The following is a 5,374-nucleotide window of genomic DNA, read 5'->3' on the forward strand; positions in this document are numbered from 1 at the left end:
GGCTGCAGCAACTGATGAAACGCGGTGTTATGATGTGACAAAGCCTGAATCCTTTGTGATTAAAGTGTTTGCTCGCACACTCATTTTACTCACATGGATTCAGGCTTTCTTATTTATCCCAAACTATGGGACAGCAGTGGCATAACGCCTCCTTTTTTTGTGCCTGATGAACAGCTATATCTGGTTCCCATGCTCTGCGTGGGAACGAGTCATTCCTGTAGCAGTCCGCTCTGAGGGCGACATATTCTTGCAGGTTCCCACGGTCCATCGTGGGAACCCATTTGGGGGGATAGGTGTTTAGTTATGCATTCCCATGCTGAGCATGGGCACGAGAAAAGCCTACTGGCTTAGAGCTCAAATACCTGCGCCAGTTTCCGGTAACTCTCCCGCCGTTTTTCAAAGTTGTGTGTCACGGCAACAACAATCACCTCATCCACATCGTAAAAAGAAGCCTGAGCTTCCAGTATTTCACGACAGTGTGCCGGTGTGCCGGTCACCATTGAATCACGGGTGATATCAAAGGTGTGCTGATCTGAAGGAGAGAGTTTCTTGTAGAGGTCCATACACTCTTCGGGTGGGCGAATCCCTTCCCGAATCCCGTTGGCGGCCTGGATTTTCCAAAACGTGTGGGAGGCAGCGAGTAATTTGGCCTCTTCGGTGGTGTCAGCGCAGATGACGGCGCTGGAGATCATCGCTTCAGGCGTTTGCATGCGGCTGCCCGAACGAGCCCGGAATGATGCTTTGTACTGCTGAATGATTTCGGCAGGACGCGCGTGGGTGCCGATAAACAGTGCGAGTACAAATCCCACGCCGAAGTGTGCCGCCAGGTCGATACTGCCTGCAGCTGAGCCGAGCGTCCAAAGATCCGGTGCGCTGCTGTCTGTGGGGGTGACCTGCAGGCCACCAAACGGATGATCAGCAGGGATCCGGTTATCGGTAAAGCCTACCAGTGCTTCAACCAGTTCGGGATAAATATCTCGGTTCACCGGGTTGTTCGGATAGGCGAGGGCACGGCTGGGTAATTCGGCGCCGCCTGGTGCACGACCAAAGCCAAGATCAATTCGACCTGGGAAAAAGGCTTCCAGCGTACGAAACACCTCCGCCACTTTGTAGGGGCTGTAGTGGGAGAGCATAATACCGCCACTGCCCACCTTGATCTGCTGGGTGTGAGCCGCAATCTGTCCGATCACGATCTCCGGGCAGGGGCTGGAGTAGCTGGGAGTAGCATGGTGTTCGGCAACCCAGTAACGGTGGTAGCCCAGCTCATCACAGGTTTTTGCCAACTCGAGCGTGTGCTGCAGACCCTGAGTCTGGGAGTTGTTATCGTGGGCCGGGGATTGGTCGACTACGCTGAGTTTCAACTTATCGGTCATTGCAGGCCTGCCTTATCCAGAGCGTAGGTGGCGATCTCAAGGTCCTGCTCGGCGCTGCCGCCGGAGATGCCAAAGCCGCCGATCACACCGTTCTCTGCTTTCAGCGGGACACCCCCGGGGAAGCCCGTGAGTAATCCATTGCTCAGCTCGATCCCGGTGAGTTGTGCATCCCGAATGAGTTGTCCGAAGTCGCCGGTAGGCATTGGAAAAAGGGCGCAGGTGCGGGCTTTTCGCTGGGCGACGTCAGCTGAACCCAGAATCGCACCGTCCATGCGGCGAAATTCGAGTAGATGTGCGCCACTATCGACAACAGCGATCGATACGTTGATGCCCATCTGTTGGGCTTTGTGTTCAGCCGCTTCAATCAACTGGCGAGCGGTTTTAGAGCTAAGGATATTCATAGGGCCTGATCCAGCTTCTTGATTCTGTATGCAAGGGTTGGTCGAGAGATGCCAAGTGCGCGTGCTGCTTCAGAGACGTTACCGTTGGCCTGATTCAGGGCGTGTTCGATGACCCTGTTTTCGATCGCCTCCATGGAGCCGCACTCCGCCAATGCTTCAGTAATCCAATCGGAGCTGTTGTTGGCATCGGCTTCCGGTGTGTTGTTATCTACCAGATGACCCTGGGAGGACACCGTCTGGCTGGAATCCAGTTCCAGGGTTGGAAACAGGGAGTGGGCGCTGATTGGTTCGCTCTGCTCGGTGAGAATCAGACCGCGTTCAATCACGTTCTCCAGTTCGCGTACGTTGCCCGGCCATTCATAATTGCTCATGGCGCGCATGGCCATGTCGGACAGGCCAGCTACGCGTTTGTTGTAGAAGGCTTGGTATTTCTCCATGAAGTGTTCGACGAGCAGGGGAATGTCTTCACGTCTTTCGCGCAGAGGCGGGATATTGATCGGATATACATTCAATCGGTAGAACAGATCTGCACGAAAGCGTCCTTCTTCCACCGCCTGCTCAAGGCTTTCGTTGGTGGCGGCGACAACGCGGATATCAATCTTTCGCGTTGCTGTATCACCCACGCGTTCCAGTTCCGATTCCTGTAATACACGCAGCAGGGTCGCCTGGGCACGGGGTGTCAGTTCGATCACCTCGTCGAGGAAGATGGTGCCGCCGTTGGCGCGTTCAAATTTACCGGCGCGGGATTGGGTGGCGCCGGTATAAGCGCCGCGCTCAACACCAAACAGCTCTGATTCGATCAGATCCGGTGGGATGGCGGCGCAGTTCACGGCAATAAACGGCTCATCTGCCCGTTCACTGGCCTGATGGATGCCGCGTGCGACCAGCTCCTTACCGACACCGGTTTCACCCAGCAATAACACCGTCACTTTGCCGGGCGCGGCTTTATGGGCCAGCTTGCAGACCTGTTGGTAGGCGGGTGACTGACCGCGAAAGTTGCCCAGCGTCGATTCTGAGTCGATTTTATGGCGCAGTACCGAAATCTGGGATTGCAGCTCGTACAGTTCTTCGATGATGCGATCGCTGGAAAAGTAGCCGCGGTAGATATCCGCATCGTCCCACTCTTCGGCGGGACGTCCCACAAATAAGCATTGGTCGTCACCGCAGCCACGGCAGGTCACTTCTTTAAACAGAATTTCTCGACCCAGTAACGCGGAAGTATAAGCACTGGCATGTCCCATCAGGCTCCAGCAGACCGGGTCGTCGAGCATGCCGAGCTCGCCACGAAACATCTCTGCTTCGTAGGAATCGTGCAGGCGGTATTCAGCATAAAAGTGGTCTTCATCCAACTGAAGTGTGCACTCCTCAATCCGCACCATGCCTTTCAGGGCGTGGAGGTTAAAGCCTGTTCTCAAAAGGGTTGCTGCATCATCTGATGCGGCCAGTTTGAGGGCGAGCTGGGCATCCTTTTTACCCAGGCTGTAACCCAATCGCATAAAGAAGCCCTTGGCACGTTCCAATCCAAGGGTATCGATCTGCTCTTTACGGAATTCAGCCAGGGCTCCCAGCTGTAGCAGCAGAACACGCTGCTCTTCAAACCAGATTTTGCCATCGCTGTCGTGGAAGCGGATCTGGCGGCTCAGGTTCGGGGTATCGTGAATAACGGAGGTGTCCATGCGCGCTCCACTGTTTTAATTATTGTATGGATATGATTCTATTAAATTTCGTTTTTTAAAATTATGGTGAATCTCGGGATGCTAAATCCCGTTATCGGGATCAAGGCGATGGACTATCACAACCTCTTCATATTCATAAAAGTGATGGAGAAGGGCAGCTTTCTAGGGGCGTCCCGCGCACTGGGAATGCCAACCTCCACAGTGAGTCGCCGGGTGCAGAGTCTGGAGGAAAGTCTGGGTTATCGCCTGTTACACCGCAGCGCCCGCAAGTTGGCGTTAACCGAAGCGGGGGAGTTGTTCTACCGGCGCTGTCAGCCGTTGTTTGCGGAGCTGGAACATGCAACCAAATCGCTGGATGGTGAGCTGACTTCGCCGTCTGGCGAACTGCGTATTACCGCACCCGTATCGCTGTCTAATGAACTACTCGATCCCTGGTTCTTTGAGTTTATGGAGAAGTACCCCAAGATCCGCCTGGAACTGATGTTGGTAAACCGTAATATCGACCTGATGGATGAAGGGGTGGATATTGCGTTCCGTATCGGTGAGATCAAACTCAAGGACTGGATCAGTCGCTCGCTGTTTCATTCCCGATTTACGTTATGCGCGAGCCCGGCGTTCATCGAAAAAAACGGCGAGCTTGAGCATCCCTCTGAATTGGCGGGACTGCCGCTGGTCATTCCGCGTCGATCGCCAATCTGGCATTTCCATCATACGGGCGGTGAACAGATCTCCATCGGTGGTGAATCCCGGGTGCGGGTGGATGAGCTGAGTACGGCGGCCAAGGCGGTAGTAAATGGCTTGGGGGTAGGGAACCTGCCCAATTACGTGGTGGATGACCTGCTCAAAAGCGGGCAACTGGTACGGTTGTTGCCGGAATGGGAACCCTCCGGGCGTGAGGTGCAGATGCTGTATCCGCATCGCAAATACCTGCCCAACAAGGTGCGCTTATTTGTTGAGTTCATTATGGAGAAGGTTGAGCAGTATCGCCTGACCCTGAACAACTAACGGTCACTCTCTACTCCGTGGTTTCCCCTATGTCATTGCAAGCGCTTTCGGGAGGCGGTACATTGGCGCGCAACCAACCTGTAACTTTGTGGTTAGCCGATTGACCCGTTGCAGGTTAGGCATAACTATAAAACCACTTAGGAGGAGTTTCCGTGGAACTCGCATGTCTTGACCTGGAAGGTGTACTGATTCCGGAAATCTGGATCGCATTCGCCGAAGAAACCGGTATCGAAGAGCTGAAAGCTACCACTCGCGATATCCCTGACTACGATGTATTGATGAAGCAGCGTCTGCGTATTCTGGATGAGCATGGCCTGACCCTGCCTCAGATTCAGGACACCATCAGCCGATTGTCTCCACTGGAAGGCGCGGCAGACTTTGTTAACTGGCTGCGTGAGCGCTTCCAGGTGGTGATTCTGTCTGACACCTTCTACGAGTTTGCGGCACCACTGATGGCACAACTGGGCCACCCAACACTGCTGTGTCACAAACTGGAAGTGGATGATAACGGTCGAATCACTGACTACACCCTGCGTCAGCGCGATCCTAAGCGTCAGTCCGTACGTGCGTTCCAGCTGCTGAACTACCGCGTAATAGCGGCAGGAGACTCCTACAACGACACCACCATGCTGACCCAGGCTGAGTCCGGTATTCTGTTCCACGCACCTGATAACGTAATCGCTGAGTTCCCGCAGTTCCCGGCGGTACACAGCTACGAAGACCTGAAGCAGGAATTCCTGAAAGCCAGTGTTCGTGATCTGAGTCTGTAAGATTAAGGCACTTCAGTGTTTGAAAAAGCCACCCATCGCGGTGGCTTTTTTGTGGTTTATCGTCCAGGTGTGTGGAACAGAGGCATCCACTCTTTTGTAGGTTGGCCTTCGCAACGCGAAGCCCAACAGGCACAGGGTAAATTTTAGTT

At 54.2% G+C, this 5,374-nt stretch carries 5 protein-coding genes; 2 read left to right on the forward strand and 3 right to left on the reverse strand.

From position 1 onward, the window contains the following. Nucleotides 1-347 precede the first annotated feature (347 nt). The 3 genes from ACEQ15_RS17860 to ACEQ15_RS17870 are packed head-to-tail and all read right to left on the reverse strand — an operon-like array spanning nucleotide 348 to nucleotide 3,450. Complete coding sequence (locus ACEQ15_RS17860; RefSeq protein ID WP_370280615.1) at nucleotides 348-1,373, reverse strand: LLM class flavin-dependent oxidoreductase; 1,026 nt, start codon at nucleotides 1,371-1,373, stop codon at nucleotides 348-350. Further along, entirely contained in the window at nucleotides 1,370-1,774 is a 405-nt protein-coding gene (locus ACEQ15_RS17865; RefSeq protein WP_370280616.1) for a heme-binding protein, read from the reverse strand. Before ACEQ15_RS17865 ends, ACEQ15_RS17860 begins: the two co-directional genes overlap by 4 nt. After that, entirely contained in the window at nucleotides 1,771-3,450 is a 1,680-nt protein-coding gene (locus ACEQ15_RS17870; RefSeq protein WP_370280617.1) for a sigma 54-interacting transcriptional regulator, read from the reverse strand. Before ACEQ15_RS17870 ends, ACEQ15_RS17865 begins: the two co-directional genes overlap by 4 nt. A gap of 78 nt (nucleotides 3,451-3,528) precedes the next feature. Here ACEQ15_RS17870 and ACEQ15_RS17875 point away from each other — a divergent pair, with 78 nt between their 5' ends. Together ACEQ15_RS17875 and thrH are read left to right on the forward strand one after the other, a co-directional pair. Next, the gene (locus ACEQ15_RS17875; RefSeq protein WP_370280618.1) at nucleotides 3,529-4,455 is read left to right on the forward strand and encodes a LysR family transcriptional regulator; all 927 of its coding nucleotides are present in this window, start codon (nucleotides 3,529-3,531) and stop codon (nucleotides 4,453-4,455) included. A gap of 152 nt (nucleotides 4,456-4,607) precedes the next feature. Beyond that, nucleotides 4,608-5,225, forward strand: a complete 618-nt coding sequence (gene thrH / locus ACEQ15_RS17880; protein ID WP_370280619.1) for a bifunctional phosphoserine phosphatase/homoserine phosphotransferase ThrH — start codon at nucleotides 4,608-4,610, stop codon at nucleotides 5,223-5,225. Nucleotides 5,226-5,374: the final 149 nt, after the last annotated feature.

The sequence above is a fragment of the Pontibacterium sp. genome (genome assembly GCF_964228735.1).
Taxonomy (GTDB): domain Bacteria; phylum Pseudomonadota; class Gammaproteobacteria; order Pseudomonadales; family Balneatricaceae; genus Pontibacterium.